This is a genomic window from Streptomyces decoyicus, assembly GCF_019880305.1.
Lineage (GTDB): Bacteria > Actinomycetota > Actinomycetes > Streptomycetales > Streptomycetaceae > Streptomyces > Streptomyces decoyicus.
The window spans coordinates 3694126-3708824 of the sequence record NZ_CP082301.1 but is presented as its reverse complement, the minus strand read 5'-3'; the positions used below and the strand labels follow the sequence as shown (position 1 = coordinate 3708824).

The following is a 14699-nucleotide window of genomic DNA, read 5'->3' as shown; positions in this document are numbered from 1 at the left end:
CGGGTAGTCAGCTAGTGGCGCAGGGCTCTTCGGCGGGAGGCAACGCGATGCGCGACGACCTGGAGGCGCGGGCGGACCTGGAGTACGGCGTCATCCCCCGGCTGGTGCGCACGGCTTCGCGGCGCTACGCCTCCCGCGAGGCCGTGGTCGAGGGCCGCACCCGGGTCTCGTACGCCGAGCTCGGGGCGCGGGTGGAGGCCGCGGCGGCCGCCTGTATCGCCTCCGGCGTCGCGCCCGGCGACCGCGTGGCCCTCTGGGCGCCCAACACCCTCGACTGGATCGTCTCCGCCCTCGGGGCCGTCACCGCGGGCGCCGTCCTCGTCCCGGTCAACACCCGCTTCAAGGGGACCGAGGCCGCCTACGTCCTGCGCCGCACCCGCGCCAAGCTCCTCTTCGTCACCGGCACCTTCCTCGGCACGTCCTACGTCGCCTCACTCCGCCGCGCCGCCAAGGAAGGCAGCGGCCGTGGCCCGCTGCCCGGACTGCCGGAGCTGGAAAAGGTCGTGGTGCTCTCCGATGACGCCCCCGCCGACTTCACCACCTGGCAGGACTTCCTCGCCGGCGGCACGGAGGTGTCGGCGGAGACGGTCCGCGGCCGGGTCGACGCCCTGCACCCCGACGCACCCTCGGACATCATCTTCACCTCCGGCACCACCGGCCATCCCAAGGGCGCGGTGATCACCCATGCGCAGACCCTGCGCGCCTACGACGCCTGGAGCGATCTGGCCGGCCTCCGGGAGGGCGACCGCTATCTGATCGTCAACCCGTTCTTCCACACCTTCGGCTACAAGGCCGGGATCATCGCCTGTCTGCTGCGCGGCGCGACGATGATCCCGCAGCCGGTCTTCAGCGTGGAGACCGCGCTCGCCAATACCGCCGCCGAGCGGATCTCCGTACTCCCCGGCCCGCCCACCCTCCACCAGCAGATCCTCGACCACCCCGCCCGCGCCCTGCACGACCTCTCCGCGCTGCGCCTGGTGGTCACCGGAGCTGCCGTGGTCCCCCTGGAGCTGGTCGAGCGGCTGCGCAGCGAGCTGAAGATCTCCACCGTCCTGACGGCATACGGGCTGTCGGAGAGCTCGGGCGTGGTCACGATGTGCCGCCGCGGCGATCCGCCCGAGGTCATCGCCACGACCTCGGGCCGGGCCCTGCCCGGCACCGAGGTCCGGGTCGTCGACGTCTCGGGCGGCCCCCTGCCGCCCGGCGACCCCGGCGAGGTGCAGGTGCGCGGCTACCACGTGATGTCCGGCTACTTCGAGGACCCGGCCGGCACGGCCCGCGTGATCACCCCCGACGGCTGGCTGTGCACCGGCGATGTGGGCGTCCTCGACGCGGACGGCAACCTCCGCATCACCGACCGCATCAAGGACATGTTCATCGTCGGCGGCTTCAACGCCTATCCCGCCGAAATAGAGCAACTCCTCGGCCGCCACCCGGACATCGCCGACGTCGCCGTCATCGGCATACCCGACCGACGTCTCGGCGAGGTCGGCAAGGCCTATGCGGTCCGCCGCGCCGGCTCCTCGCTCACCGCCGACGATCTGATCGCCTGGTCCCGCCGCGAGATGGCCAACTACAAGGTCCCGCGGGAGGTCGCCTTCGTCACCGAAATCCCGCGCAACGCCAGCGGCAAGATCCTCAAGACCCGGCTGCGGAACGGAGCCCCGGGGCCCGCTCCGGCGTGATCCGGCCGCGCAGGACGCCGACGCCCTACGACCCCGGCGGCGCCCAGTCGGGCCGGCGGCCGCTGAGCGCCACCACCTGGTCCAGGAGCGGTGCGTCCGCCCCCACCGCCACCGGCGGGCCGAACACCGGCACACGGTCCGGGCTCTCGGCCATCGGCGCGAGCAGCGCATACGAGACCCCGAGGCTCGCCGCGTCGGGCAGGTAGTCCTGTCCGGTGGCGCGCGCCAGGTCCCAGCCGTGCAGCACCAGCTCGTTCAGCGCGAACCGGCCCGCGATGGCGGCGGGCAGGGTCACCCCGCCCGCCTGGGTCTCGCCCTCCCAGGCCGCCGGATCGTGCCAGGCCTCCGCCATCCCGCGGAGGTTCCGGTCCAGCTCGGCCCGCCAGCCGGGCTCCACGTCCGGCACCTCCGCACCCGGGTCGCCACTCGTCGTCGCCCCCAGGTTCTTGCGCGCCGAGTCCTGGAATGCCGCGGACAGGCCGACGAGGTGGCCCAGCAGATGGCGCACCGCATAGGCCTCGCAGGGGGTGGGGGCGTCGAGCTGCTCATCGGCGGTCTGCGCCGCGAGCTGCGACACCAGCCGGGCCTGCGCAGCGAAGTCGATCGTCTCGGTCATCGTCCGGGTCCTTCCGTCCTGCCGGGGGCGTCCTGCCGGGTCGTCCCACCGGATGCGTGCCGCGCACCCCTCCGGTGACGCTCCCAGTGAAGACTCCGCCGGCGCCCGGAACTCATCGCCACACCGCCGCAGCGCCCCGGCTACTCCGTATACCGCTCCCGCAGCACCGCCTTGAGCACCTTGTTCAGCGGCCCGCCGCGCGGCAGCTCGCCGACGGTCTCCAGCTGCTCCGGCAGCTTCTGCGTCATCAGCCCGGCCGCCCGCAGATGCGCGGTCAGCCCGTCCAGGGTCAGCGGCGGCGCCGCCGGATCGGCAGCCGTGACCACCGCGCACACCCGCTCGCCACGCTCCCGGTCCGGCAGTCCGATCACCGCCGCCTCCGCCACCGCCGGATGGGTGTGCACCAGGTCCTCGATCTCCTGCGCGGAGATGTTCTCGCCCTTGCGGATGATGATGTCCTTGAGCCGCCCGGTCAGCACCAGATGCCCGTCGGGACGCAGATACCCCAGGTCTCCCGTGCGGAAGAAACCGTCGGCGGTAAACGCCTCGGCGGTCAGCGCCGGGGCCGTGTACCGCCGGAAGAGCATCGGCCCCTTGAGCGTCACCTCACCGGCCTCCCCGGCCCCGGCCTCGCTCCCGTCCGGCCGGGCGATCCGTATCTCCGCCCCCACCACCGGCCTGCCGACCGTCCGCGACAGCTGCTCGTCCCCGTCGTACGGCGTGCCCATCGTGATCATCGGGCACTCGGTCATGCCGTATCCGTGCACGATCGCGCACCCCAGCTCCCGCCCGGCCGCGGTGTACAGCTCCGGCGGCATCGGCGCCCCGCCGCCGGACAGCAGCCGCAACGAGGGAATCAGCCTTCCGGCCTGCGGATGCCGCTGCCGGTAGCGGCGCGACTCATCGAGAAACGCCTGGTAGAAGGCGGTGCTGCCACCGGCCATCGTCACGCCGTGCCGCCGGTGGACGGCGGCCGCGCGGCCCGGCTCGAAGGTGTCCAGGATGACCGCGGGAAACCCACTGACCAGCATGGCGATGACATAGTCCGGGCCGGCGATATGCGCGTACGGGAAGGCGATCGAGCCGACGTCGTCCGCGGACATACCGAGCGCGGTGGCCAGCCCGATGCCGCCGGCGAGGAGAGTGGCGTCGGTGTGCTCGACACCCTTGGGGGAGGAGGTGGTGCCCGAGGTGTAGTAGATCCAGGTGGTGCCACCGTCGCTGTCGGACACCGCATCGGGCAGCCCGGCCGGGTCCGCCGTGGGCAGCCCGTCCCCGACCGGGACCACCCGCACCCCGTCCCCGGCGACCTTCCGCACCATCGCGGTGTGGTCGAACCCCCGCCACACGCCCGGTACGAGCACGAACTCCGCCGCCGACTCCGCCAGGATGAACCCGACTTCGCGCTCCCGGTGCAGCGGGATGACCGGTGTCTGTACGGCCCCGAGCCTGGCCAGCGCCAGCGAGGCGATCACCGTCTCGATCCGCGTCGGCAACTGCCAGGCCACCCGGGTCCCCGCCCCGATCCCCAGCTCCCGGAACCCGGCCGCCGCCCGCAGCGCCGCGTCGCGCACCCCGTCGAAGGTGACGCTCCGCCCGTCCCCGTCGTAGAACATCGACGCCCCGCGCGAGACCTGTGCCCGGTACTCGACCAGTTCCCAGAGCGAATGTGTGCGGGCGGGTTCGAACACGGCGCCTCCTCGCGGGTCGCGGGTGGCGTGACTGTAGCACCACGAACTGACGTACCGTCAGATACCTGCAAGGAGCGGAGCGATGAACTCCTTGCCGAGCCGTGGGCCCTGCGGGCCGGGTGCGGAGCGTTCCGTGGCAGCCCGTGTGGTGAGGGCTGCCGGATGTGTCAGGGGGTGTGGCTGTCGAGGGGCGCCAGCGGCAGGTGGCTGTCGCTCGGTATCACCGGCATGTGGTTGTCCGGGACGACCACGGAGTGCGGCGGAGCGGGCGTGTGGCTGTCGGCGAGGGCGGGTGCGGTGGCGCCCCCGAACGCGGAGAGCGCGAGCGCGCCGACGATCAGAGCCTTCTTTTTGTAGGTCACTTCAACTCCTGTATCGCAAAGGAACATTGTTCTATTTGTTAGCAAAATTTCGGCACACGAGGGCGGATGTTTGGGCTTCTGGCCGGGGTTTCCGGGCATGCCATCGTCCGGAGTGGAGAAATGCCGCAGGGACCGGTGTCGATGGCTCCCCCTCCGAGTCATCGACGCCGGCCCCTGCGTTCCCCCGAGTGCCTTGGTGGCGCGAAACGTTACTTGGGCTCGCCGAGAGGCAGGGGCGTGTTGCGCGGTGCCGGGCCACCTGTCTCGACGACGTCCTTCTTGGTGCCACGCGGGCCGGTGATCGGCATGTGGCTGTCCATCGGCTTGACGATGTCCCGCTCATCGGGATTGGTGACGTTGGTCCCGGTGATCGGCATGTGGCTGTCCATCGGCTTGACGATGTCTCGCTCGTCGGACTGTGGCTTGTTCTCGGTAGCCATGATCAACTCCTTGTTGGGCGCTTGGCGGAACGCACCCGGCCGGCGACTCCCCCGTGGGCCGCCGGACGGGGCATCCCAGGGCCGAACACCTTAACGGTGGGGCCTGACACTGAGCCGCTTGCCCCCCGAGGCGGCGGTTCGGTAATAAAGAGAGTGACGCGCGGCGATGAACGATCGATAAACGCCGGAATGTTGGGGCGAGAGGCAAGGAGAGGCCGACGGCGCTGGACGTCACACGAGGGTGGGCTCGAACCCTCCGGCTAAGGTAGTTGCTCGTTCACGCGAACGATACGTGCGTCAGCAGCGCTTGGACTTCACGGCCTTCCGGGGAGCCGAGGCCCTCGTAGACGGAGAGGGCCTCTTGCCAGCACACGCGGGCGCGGCGGGTGTGCCCTATCTCGTTCAACGCTCGCCCCAGCAGGGTCAGCATGTTGGCACGCCACCATTCTCCGCCGACGCCGCGCAACGCGGTCAGGGCTTGCTCGGCGCGGTTGGCGGCGTCAGCCGGCCGGTGGTCGGCAATGCTGACCTCGGCCAGCCGGAAGTGGGTCATCGCCACCCAGAAGCGCTGCCGGTTCGCCTGGAACATCGCCAGAGCTTCGGAAAGCTGATCGGTGGCGTCGGTCAGCCGCCCGGCACGGGTATAGGCCATCGCCAGCGCGTACATTCCGTTGGGAAGCCGGCGGGTCGCTCCCGACTCGCGATAGATGGCGATGCCGTCCGCTGCCAACGCAATGGCGCTCTCGACCCGCCCGGAGTTCAGATGGACGCGGGAGAGATTGCACAGAGCACTGGCCTCGGACTGCTTGTTGTGGTCGGCGCGGAAGGCTGCCAGCGCCTGATCGAGATATGCCTCGGCGTCGGCATGCCGCTGCTGGGAACCCGCGATGATGCCCCGCTCATTGGGCGCATTGGAGGTAGAGAACGGATCTCCGCTTGCCAGGCCCAGCAACATCGCCGACTTGGCGTGCTCCTCAGCCTGGCCGAGGCGACCGGCGAGCGTGTGGGCCGCCGCCAGCGCCGTGTGGGCGCGGGCCTCGGCCAGCTGGTCCTCCGCATTGCGGGCGGCTTCGAGCAGAAGGGTGTTGGCCTGGGCGTACTGCAACGCGTCGGCGCCGGACTCGGACAGATCCCGGGTGACCAGCAACAGGTCGACCGCACGCCGCAGATAGGCTGGGCTGTCGGACTGCTGGGCGCAGGCGAGCAGGCAGCGTGCCTCGCTGAACAGCCACTCAAGTGCGACCGTGGAGTCCTGGAACTTCAGGCCGCACTGGTGCTGCGGCGTCGCCACATGGTCGACCAGCCGGTCGCCGGGCCGTTCCAGTGCGTATACCTGGGTGGCCGTGGCCAGATAGAAGTCCAACAACCGCGACAGCGCCGCGTCGCGCTCCGACGGCGGATGCTCATCACGCTCCGCACAGTCCCGCGCGTACAGCCGCACCAGGTCGTGAAAGCGGTAGCGGCAGGGGGCGGCGGATTCCAGAAGACTGGCGTCGACAAGGGACTCGACGAGGCCTTCGGCGGCGTCAGGGTCCAGGCCGAGGATGGCGGCCGCCGCCGCAAGCGAGATGTCCGGCCCGTCGGCCAGGCCCAGCAGGCGGAAGGCGCGGGCCTGCTGGGGCTCCAGCTGGCCGTAGCCGAGTTCGAAGGTGGCCTTGACGGCGAGGTCGCCGGCGCGGAGTTCGTCCAGGCGGCGGCGCTCGTCGGCGAGCTTGCGCGCCAGGATGGAGACCGTCCACGTACGGCGGGCGGCAAGCCGGGAGGCGGCGATACGGATGGCCAGCGGCAGGAAGCCGCAGGCCCCGACGACGGCCATGGCGGCCTGCCGCTCCGAGGTGACGCGCTCCTCGCCGACGATCCGGGTGAAGAGGGAGAGCGCTTCCTCCGGGCTCATCACATCGAGATCGATGAGGTGCGCACCGGCCAGGTCGTTCATCCGGGCGCGGCTGGTGACCAGCGCGGCGCAGCCCTCCGTACCGGGCAGCAGCGGCCGGACCTGGGAGGCGTCCCGGGCGTTGTCCAGCAGTGCCAGGACACGTCGGCCGGCGAGGGTGGAGCGGTAGAGGGCGGAGCGCTCCGCCAGGCCGTCGGGGATGGAGGCGTCGGGCGTGCCCAGGGCGCGGAGGAAGGCGCCGAGGACGGCCACCGGCTGGGAGGGGTTGTGCCCGGCGCCCTGGAGGTCGACGTAGAGCTGCCCGTCGGGGAAGTGGTCGCGCGCGGCGTGGGCGACATGGACGGCGAGGGTGGTCTTTCCGACGCCGCCGATGCCGGTGAGCGCCGAGACGGCCATGACGCTGCCCTCGGCGGTGGCGAGTTGATCGCCGAGTTCGGAGACGAAGGCGGCGCGGCCGGTGAAGTCGGCGACGGTGGCGGGCAGTTGCTGCGGGCGCACCACGGCGGGGCCGCTGGTGTTCGCGTCGAAGCTGACGATGACGGGTGCGTCCAGCTCCGGGTCGGCCCGGAGGATCCGCTGCTGGAGCTCGGAGAGCGAGGCGCAGGGCTCGACAGCCAGTTCCTCGTCGAGCAGCCGGCGGGTGTCGGCGTAGACGGCGAGCGCCTCGGCCTGCCGGCCGCTGCGGTACAGCGCGAGCATGAGGAGTTCCCGCAGCCGCTCGCGGAGCGGGTGAGCGGCGGTGAGGGCGGTCAGCTCGGAGACCGCCTCGGCGTGGCACCCGAGCTCCAGGTCGAGTTCGAGGCGGGTCTCCAGCAGGGTCAGGTGCCACTCGTCGAGGCGGGTGCGCTGGGTGTCGGCGTACGGACCGGCGAGGCCGGCCAGCGGTTCGCCGTCCCACTGCGCGAGCGCGGCGTCGAGGAGTTCGCGGGCCCGGCCGCGGTCACCGGCGGCCTTGGCCTTCTCGGCCTCGGCCGCGTACTGCTCGGCATGGTCGTGGTCGAGGTCCAGCGGGCGGCCGTCCACCGACCGGATCGCGTAGCCGCCGGACTCGCTGACCAGGGCGGCGGCGTCATCGCCGAGCGCCTTGCGGAGCCTTGAGGCGTACGTACGGAGCGCGGCGAGCGCGGCGTGCGGCGGTTCGTCGCCCCACAACGCGTCGACGAGCTCGGGTGCGGTGGCGGTACGCCCGCCGCGCAGCAGCAGTGCGGCAAGCAACGCACGCTGCTGCGGGGACCCCGCCGCCAGCGGTGTTTCGCCGCGCCAGGCCCGCACGGGACCGAGCACGGAGAAGCGGAGCCGCTCCCGCCCCTGCCCCGGACTGTCGTCCATGTGTCCACCTGCCCTGTGCCATCCGTTCGTACCGTTCGCATCGGTTCACCGAGCGCAACGGTCAGTCTGCCTTGTCACGGCGCCTTACGTCAGTAGGGGTCCGGAGCATCCACAAAGCCTCCTCGGGTGATCAGGACGGGTATGCGCCGGCGCACAGGGAGGCGCGAGATTCCGCTTCCGTGCGCCCATTGGCCGGTAGTTGCCTCTCTGCGCTCCGAACGCGCCCCATCGAGCTCTTCCGCTCTCGCTCACCCGTCTCTCCACTTCCACTGACTTCGCGTCAGCCGCCGCCACCCCTCCACTGAAGGCACGACTCATTGCTGACGGATCGTCAGATCAGCGCTACCGTGTCGGCCATGGAGACCTTCCCCAAGATCATTTCGGTGGACGACCACACGGTGGAGCCCCCCAGCGTCTGGCGGGACCGGCTCCCGTCGAAGTACCACGACATCGGTCCGCGCATCGTCCGGGCGCCCCTGAAGGAAATGACGTTCGTGGGCGGGAAGTTCGCCCCGAAGATGGGTGCCGCGGGGGACGACGGGCCGATAGCCGACTGGTGGGTCTACGAAGATCTGCACCGACCGCTGACCCGCCTCGACACCGCCGTCGGCTACTCCCGTGACGACATCAAGCTCGAAGGCATCACCTACGAGCAGATGCGTCCGGGCTCCTTCAGCGTGCCCGAACGGCTGGCCGACATGGACGTCAACCACGTCCAGTCCGCCCTCTGCTTCCCCACCTTCCCCCGCTTCTGCGGCCAGACCTTCACCGAGGCCAAGGACCGCGAACTGGGGCTGCTGGGCGTGCGCGCGTACAACGACTGGATGGTGGAGGAGTGGTGCGGCCCGCAGGCGCGGGGCCGGCTGATCCCGCTGACCCTCGTCCCCCTCTGGGACGCGGAGCTGGCCGCCGCGGAGGTGCGGCGCAACGCGGCCCGCGGCGTACGGGCGGTCTGCTTCAGCGAGATCCCGCCGCATCTGGGGCTGCCCAGCATTCACACCGACTACTGGGACCCGTTCCTGCGTGCCTGCGACGAGACCGGCACGGTCATCGCGATGCACATCGGCTCCTCGTCGAAGATGCCGTCGACCTCCGCAGACGCCCCGCCCGCCGTGGGCTCCACGATCACCTTCGCCAACTGCTGCTTCTCGATGGTCGACTGGCTGATGAGCGGCAAGTTCGACCGCTTCCCCGACCTGAAGATCATGTACGCCGAGGGCCAGATCGGCTGGATCCCGTACATCCTCGAACGTGCGAACGTGGTGTGGGAGGAGAACCGCGGCTGGGGCGGGGTCGCCGACAAGGTCCTCCGCCCGCCGTCCGAACTCTTCACCGAGCACATCTACGGCTGCTTCTTCGACGACGCCTTCGGCCTGAAGAACCTGGACGCCATCGGCGTCGGCAACGTCCTCTACGAGACGGACTACCCGCACTCCGATTCGACCTGGCCCAAGTCGAGGGAGGTCGGCGAGTCCCAGATGGGGCACCTGGCACCGGACGTGGTGGAACAGATCGTTCGGGGGAACGCGATTTCGCTGCTGGGGTTGACGGGGGAGGGGCTTTGGGCGGCGTCGGCGGAGGGAGATTGAGGGAGGGAACGAGGGTGACGGGTGGGGGCTCGGCATTGAGCCCCCACGGGTGATCCGCTCCCCGGACCCGCCCCCGCAGCGGTTTCCACAAGGGATCAACAAGGAGGGCCCGGCCCCGTACTCTGGCTGTGACGAGCTGCACAGAGAGGGGCAAGGCTGTGTCTTCAGATGCCACGCCGGACCCGTTCGCCGAGCCGGTTGCCTTTGGTCAGCGCATGCAGATCCTGCGGACCCGTAGAGGGATGAGCCGCAATGTCCTGGCCGGGCTGCTGGGCAAGTCGCCGAGCTGGGTCAAGCAGATCGAGGGCGGGCGCCTGCACATGCCCAAGCTGCCCACGATCTTGCGTATTGCGGAGGCCCTCAGGGTCAGGGATCTCTCCGACCTCACGGGTGATCAGTCGATGGCGATCGCCATGTTCGCCGGGCCTGGGCACGCCCGACTGCCCGCGGTACGGGCGGCCCTCAATACGTTCCCTTTGACGACGCGACGGGAAGCTCCGACGGCGGCGCACCTCAGGGAGCGCCTCGTCCGCGCGTGGGGTGCCCGGCATTCCGCGCCGAACCACCGCGACGTCATCGGGGCTCTCCTGCCGGAACTCATAAGGGATGCGCAGCTGGCGGTACTGCAAGCCGACTCGGCGGGCGAGCGGCGCGTGGCGCAACGACTGTTGTCCGAGGCGTACAGCCTGAGCCAGTTCTTTCTCGCGTACCAGCCGGACGCCTCGCTGCTGTGGCGGGTCGTGGAGCGGGGGATGATTTCCGCGCAGGAATCCGAGGACCCGCACACCATCGGCGTCTCCGCGTGGCTGGCGACCCAGGCACACCGCGACAGTGGGCACGCACACTTCGACGCCGCCGACGCGGTGAACCTGGAGACGCTCCGCTACCTGGAAGCGTTCTTGCCGGACGCCGGCGACGAGGTGCTCGCCATTGCCGGAGCGCTGCAATTCGAGGCGGGCTACACCGCCGCCCGCCGGGGGGACGCCGGAACCGCCTGGCGCTACTGGGATACGGCACGTGCCATGGCGGAGCGGCTGCCCGCCGACTACTACCACCCCGTGACATCGTTCTCCCGGGCCGTCATGGGAGCCCACGCGGTCACCCTCGCGGTCGAGTTGCACGCGGGGGCGGAGAGCGTGCGGCAGGTGGCCGCTGCCGACACCACGACGATCCCCTCCCGGCCGCGGCGTGCGCGGCACCGGATCGAGGAAGCGCGCGGTTATCAACTCGACGGACAGGCGGAAGCCGCCTTGGCCGCCCTCGGCAAGGCGTACGAGGCGGCGCCGGAAACCGTCCGGTACAACGGCTATGCGCGACGCATCGTCCTCGAAGAGGCGGAGTCCAAGAGCCCGTCCCAGCGACGCCGGGCGAGCGAACTCGCCGTCAGGATCGGTGTATTGGCCGCCTGACCGAGGGGGTGCAAAGTGTGCCCCCGCTACCTCCTCAAGGCCCCTACGGTCAGTCCTCGTACGACTACCGAAGGCCCCCGCGACGGCGTCAACGGCGGCTCGGGGGCATGGCCAACCTGAGGAAAGCAGGTCGACGTGCCGCACTGTATCGCCCGGATCTTCGAGCCGTTGTTGCGGTTATTGCTGCCGCCGCCGGGCCGTCACCGGGGGGACGTTACCCATCCTTCCGAACCCCGCGGGGCCGCAGCGGCCGGGCGCCTGACGCGTGTGCCGGTGCTGCGGGGTGAGGACACCGTCATGGTCCGGCCGTATCTCGTGGCGCATGAGCGGCGGCAGCAGGTACGCATGCCAAGTGCCCGCCCCCGCGCCTTCTGGACGGCCGTGGCCGGTGTGCCCCTCGACCTGCGTCTGAAGTGTGGAGCGGCGGTGGTCGTGCCGTGAGCGAGTCGCAGACGGTCCGGCTGCTGCCGTGGTCGACCCCGGACGGCAATCCGTGCTTCCTCGCGGGCGACGGCAGCGGCTACGTATCGCGCGTGGCCGACAGCATCGAGACCATGCAGCTCGACGTGGCGGACGACCTGCTCGGCCACGCCGACGACATGCTCGGCGACTCCAAGGCCACCGCGCGGGAGCTCCGCTTCCTTGCGGCTGAGCTGACCGTGGCGTTGCGGGACACGCGCCGGGTCGCGGTGAGCCGGGGCACGCGGCTGTCGTCGTCGGTCCCTGGGCCCGAGGGGCACGGCAACGACGCGAGCGCGGGCGGATAGGCGGCGGGGCCGATCGGTCCGCGCCGGTTGTGCCGTGCCGTGCCGTCAGCCGCAGGTGCGACGGGGCGGCGGGGTGGTTCCTACGTAGCGGCGCCATTCGGCGTCGGTGAGGTTGCGGTCGGCGATCCGGCAGAGGCCCTCGATCCAGGAGTTCACCGAGAAGTCCCAGGAGAGGACCTCGCCGCCTTCGGTGGCTGTCCACAGGGTGCCTGTGCTGTCCATGACGAAGCCGGTGTGCTCCCCGATGCCGCCGAACCCGGACATCGTGTGGAGCGGGAGGGGGATATCGGGGCCGCCCAGCCGGTCCCCGGTGTCCGCGTCCCACCTGGTCAAGGCGCCACTGTCGGCCAGGGTGAGGACCGTACGGCCGTCCGCGCTCGCGGTCACCCGGGCCCCGTTCGGTTCGTCGCTCTGCCAGCGGAACCGCTGTTCGTCCAGGTCCCAGCGGGCGAAGGTTCCTCTGCTGCCGTCGAGGAACAGTGCGTTTCCCCCGCCGGCCAGCGCGAGCGCATTCACCTTCTCGCCGTCCAGGCGAACCGACTGCATTTTCCGGTCGGAGCCGACGTCGTAGAGGTCGACGGCGCCCTTGGTGTTCTCCACCGCGGCCGTCCGGCCGTCGTTGCTCAATGAGGAGAGCAGCCCGCGCTGAGGGTCGCCGGTACCGCGTGGTATCGCGATCCGGGTGCGCTGCGCCGACGGGCCGGCGACATGGACGGCCCCGTCGTCCGTGGTGATGACCAGGGTGCCGTCCGCGCGCGGGGCGATCATGACGGGGTCCCGGTAGGCGTCCTGCCGTCCGGAGAAGGTCACCGTGTGCCGTTTCACCAAGCGGTGTCCTGGACCTGCCATGACTGCACCTCGCCGCCCGTGCCGGCGTACAGGGTCCGGCCGTCGGGGCTGAAGGCGAGCGCGTCGTAGAGGAGGGCGTCCCCGCCCATGAGCATGCCGCGGCGCTTCGGGCTCCAGACGTGCAGCCTGGTTTCCTTGACGACGGGGTCGCCCTGCATGAGGTTGCTCCAGGCGACCTGGCCGTCCGGCCCGGCGGCCAGCGACGGGCTGTGGATCATGGTCTGGTCGTCCGAGAGGGGCAGACCGTGCGCATGAGCCGTCCGGGAAGACTGCTGGAAGTTCCACAGCGCGACCGTCCTGCCGTGTGCGGAAGCGAGCCTGTCGCCCGTGTCCGAGAACTGCAGCAGCGAGGGGCGGCCGACACCGGTGAGCTTGCGGAGCTGGCCGGACTGCCCTTTGGGCTGCGCGTCGGCCACCGTGATGCCGGACGCCGTGCCCACGGCCATCCGGCCGTTGTCGGACAGCGCCAGCAGCCTGGCTTCCTCGTTGGGGAGCGCGGGGAAGTCCGGGCAGGTGCCGGCGAGGGACTCATGGCCCTTGAGCTTCGGTAGTCCGGTGCTGATCAACTGCCCGAATTTGAGGTAGCCGAAGCAGTGGCCACCGTTGGAGACGGCCGCCACGTACTGGCCCGCGGGCACCGAGAGCTGATTGCTTTCCAGGATCGTGCGCAGCTCGGGCACGGTGTACAGGGCGCCGCCACCCACCTCGTCGCGCACCAGAAGGTGGGAGTCGACGTTCTGGAAGACGGTCACCTTGCCGGAATGCCCGCGGCGCTTCGAACGGACCTTCTTCCCGCTCTTCTCGTACAGCGCCACCGTGCCGTACTCGTCCGCGCCGGCCACTTGTCCCGCCATGCTGAATCCCAGCGAGGAAACGCTCTTCGGCAGGGGAACGAGCCGCCGCAGTGTCTTGCGCGTCAGGTCATGGACCCCCACATTGCCCTTGCTGTCCCCGGCGGCCAGCCGCTTCCCGTCCTCGCTGAAGCCCACTGCCGTGATACGGCCCGGCAGCGAGGTCCGGGCACGCAGGGTGCGGCCGTCGGCACCCCGCACCGCCACCGCACCGCCCTCGTCCCCGACAGCGACCGCCTTGTCGTCCGTACTGAAGGCGAGCGCGCTGATGTCCTTCGCGCTCGACACCATGCTCACCAGATGAGGGCTGTCCGTGGAGAGCCGGTTCAGCGTGGCGATGGCCTCGGGTGACTGCTGCATGCGGTACGCCTCGATCGCCAGCAGCGACGCCAGCCGCAGATTTCCGTCCTTCAGGTTCAGAGCGGTCGCGGCCAGCTGCCGGGAGGTCGCCAGCCGGGCCTGCCGCTGGGCCTCGTCCCGCTGCTGGACGGCGTTCACCCAGCCCAGGCCGGCCGTCACGGCGAGACCGGTGATGACGGCGAGCGCACCGCGCACGAGCCGTTTCGTCCTGCGCTGCCGGGTGACGTCCGCACCGATGAGGTCCTCTTTGGGGCGCTCGTGCAGCGGGGCCGCCAGGTCGGCCACACACTGCTGGAAGCGCGAGTCCCGCAGCGAGCCGGGATCCTGTTCCGACATCCACCGCAGATCGACCCACCGAGGCTCGTCGCGGAACATTCCCGCCATGGTGCGCGGCAGGCAGGTGGTGCGCTCCCAGTCGAAGTCCCCCGTCCCGTGGTCCCACGTCAGCTCGCCGCCGGTGACGACGATGAGCGTCCGCCGCGCCCCGGGGCCGGCGCGCCACCAACTGATCTCCTTCTGCACCCACTCCGAGTCTGCGGACCTCGGGCAGGCGAGCAGAATAAAGGCGCCGGAATCCGCAAGATGACGCTCGATTTCGGGCCACAAACCTGGGTTCGCCGCCAGCGAGGCATTGTCGAGGAAGATGCGCAGCGCCCGTAATTGCCGCCAGCTGCTGCGCGCGAAATTCTGCAGGCCCCGCCGCAGATGATCAGCTTTGGCGCTGTCGGCCGCATGGCTGTAGGAAAGGAAGGCGTCGTATCGGTGGGTGCGCTGCGAGGCGTTCTGACCAGCCATTCCGGTTCCCCCGTCGTCAGGTCGGCACGGGGCCGCCGCACGTCCCCGTCGCCGCATCATCC

11 protein-coding genes are annotated in these 14699 nt (G+C 70.6%); 4 read left to right on the top strand and 7 right to left on the bottom strand.

Translation table 11 applies throughout. The annotated features are described in order from the left end of the window. Positions 1–47: 47 nt before the first annotated feature. A complete protein-coding gene (locus K7C20_RS16105) occupies positions 48–1685 on the top strand; it encodes a FadD3 family acyl-CoA ligase (protein WP_053210182.1) in 1638 nt (545 codons plus the stop codon). Between the two features lie 25 nt (positions 1686–1710). Here K7C20_RS16105 and K7C20_RS16100 read toward each other — a convergent pair whose 3' ends face one another. The 5 genes from K7C20_RS16100 to K7C20_RS16080 all read right to left on the bottom strand — a co-directional run bounded on the left by K7C20_RS16100 (position 1711) and on the right by K7C20_RS16080 (position 8017). After that, positions 1711–2301, bottom strand: a complete 591-nt coding sequence (locus tag K7C20_RS16100) for a TIGR03086 family metal-binding protein (RefSeq protein WP_030080556.1) — start codon at positions 2299–2301, stop codon at positions 1711–1713. A gap of 140 nt (positions 2302–2441) precedes the next feature. Next, a complete protein-coding gene (locus tag K7C20_RS16095; protein ID WP_053210181.1) occupies positions 2442–3992 on the bottom strand; it encodes a class I adenylate-forming enzyme family protein in 1551 nt (516 codons plus the stop codon). A gap of 167 nt (positions 3993–4159) precedes the next feature. Then, on the bottom strand, positions 4160–4354 hold the full coding sequence (locus K7C20_RS16090; protein ID WP_030080562.1) for a hypothetical protein: 195 nt from the start codon (positions 4352–4354) through the stop codon (positions 4160–4162). A 209-nt stretch (positions 4355–4563) separates the two neighbouring features. Further along, a complete protein-coding gene (locus K7C20_RS16085) occupies positions 4564–4794 on the bottom strand; it encodes a hypothetical protein (RefSeq protein WP_030080563.1) in 231 nt (76 codons plus the stop codon). 277 nt (positions 4795–5071) lie between these two features. Next, entirely contained in the window at positions 5072–8017 is a 2946-nt protein-coding gene (locus K7C20_RS16080; RefSeq protein WP_053210180.1) for an AfsR/SARP family transcriptional regulator, read from the bottom strand. A gap of 356 nt (positions 8018–8373) precedes the next feature. Between K7C20_RS16080 and K7C20_RS16075 the strand changes: the two genes are divergently transcribed. From K7C20_RS16075 to K7C20_RS16065, 3 genes are all read left to right on the top strand, one after another. After that, on the top strand, positions 8374–9606 hold the full coding sequence (locus tag K7C20_RS16075; RefSeq protein WP_030080574.1) for an amidohydrolase family protein: 1233 nt from the start codon (positions 8374–8376) through the stop codon (positions 9604–9606). Between the two features lie 158 nt (positions 9607–9764). Continuing rightward, on the top strand, positions 9765–11015 hold the full coding sequence (locus K7C20_RS16070; protein ID WP_030080576.1) for a helix-turn-helix domain-containing protein: 1251 nt from the start codon (positions 9765–9767) through the stop codon (positions 11013–11015). 437 nt (positions 11016–11452) lie between these two features. Further along, positions 11453–11782, top strand: a complete 330-nt coding sequence (locus tag K7C20_RS16065) for a hypothetical protein (RefSeq protein WP_052414303.1) — start codon at positions 11453–11455, stop codon at positions 11780–11782. 45 nt (positions 11783–11827) lie between these two features. Here the strand turns inward: K7C20_RS16065 and K7C20_RS16060 are convergent, their stop codons facing one another. After that, positions 11828–12631 carry a WD40 repeat domain-containing protein gene (locus tag K7C20_RS16060; protein ID WP_150127329.1) on the bottom strand — a complete coding sequence of 268 codons (804 nt, stop codon included), beginning with the start codon at positions 12629–12631 and terminating at the stop codon, positions 11828–11830. Beyond that, on the bottom strand, positions 12604–14637 hold the full coding sequence (locus K7C20_RS16055) for a toll/interleukin-1 receptor domain-containing protein (protein ID WP_030080583.1): 2034 nt from the start codon (positions 14635–14637) through the stop codon (positions 12604–12606). The genes K7C20_RS16060 and K7C20_RS16055 overlap by 28 nt, the downstream gene beginning before the upstream one ends. Between the last annotated feature and the right edge of the window lie 62 nt (positions 14638–14699).

Bases quoted from the DNA above. Each gene is read 5' to 3' on its own strand.
- K7C20_RS16060 (WP_150127329.1), bottom strand. From the start codon at position 12,631: ATGGCAGGTCCAGGACACCGCTTGGTGAAACGGCACACGGTGACCTTC.
- K7C20_RS16105 (WP_053210182.1), top strand. From the start codon at position 48: ATGCGCGACGACCTGGAGGCGCGGGCGGACCTGGAGTACGGCGTCATC.
- K7C20_RS16080 (WP_053210180.1), bottom strand. From the start codon at position 8,017: ATGGACGACAGTCCGGGGCAGGGGCGGGAGCGGCTCCGCTTCTCCGTG.
- K7C20_RS16075 (WP_030080574.1), top strand. From the start codon at position 8,374: ATGGAGACCTTCCCCAAGATCATTTCGGTGGACGACCACACGGTGGAG.
- K7C20_RS16100 (WP_030080556.1), bottom strand. From the start codon at position 2,301: ATGACCGAGACGATCGACTTCGCTGCGCAGGCCCGGCTGGTGTCGCAG.
- K7C20_RS16085 (WP_030080563.1), bottom strand. From the start codon at position 4,794: ATGGCTACCGAGAACAAGCCACAGTCCGACGAGCGAGACATCGTCAAG.
- K7C20_RS16055 (WP_030080583.1), bottom strand. From the start codon at position 14,637: ATGGCTGGTCAGAACGCCTCGCAGCGCACCCACCGATACGACGCCTTC.